The following is a 506-nucleotide window of genomic DNA, read 5'->3' as shown; positions in this document are numbered from 1 at the left end:
ATCGCAGCAGCAACGCCTCAATCACATCTTGGGCGATATCCAGCCGCATGTCGTACGGAAATTTCCAGCCGACCAGCTAGTATCCATTCGTAGTCGCCAGGTCTCAGCTCGAACGGGGGAATTTCTGGTCGCGGCTCGGTGAGGCTGAAAAAGGCCGCGTTCGCTGGCACGATCTGGAAGCGCATTAACTGCCTCCTCGAAAGAGGATTACGAGCGTCCGGACATATCCGCAATGCGCCTGCCCGCGCGGCGCGCTTCGCGATCTGCAGCTTCGTCCTCTCTGAGAAGTCGTCTCGATTTGTCTTTGCCACCTACCAGACACTCGATCTTTCGCCCACCAATCGGAACGCACGTGCTGAGGCCGCCCGCCTGCCGCTGTCGCGCGCCATGGAAAACTGCCCCCTCATATTGCCTCAGATGACAATGTTCCCGAAGCGCACCCTGGTGTCTCCTGAATCGGCTGCCGCGAGTCCGAGCAAGCCGCTCGCGAAGCGCGCCCTCCAGAG

1 protein-coding gene is annotated in these 506 nt (G+C 60.3%); it reads left to right on the top strand.

Annotated elements, in window-relative coordinates:
• Nucleotides 1-138 precede the first annotated feature (138 nt).
• On the top strand, nucleotides 139-506 hold a 368-nt coding region (locus SO140_RS46505), incomplete at its 3' end, for a hypothetical protein (protein ID WP_498544283.1).

Source organism: Bradyrhizobium sp. UFLA05-108 (assembly GCF_059803455.1).
This window is presented reverse-complemented; position numbering and strand designations above follow the sequence as displayed.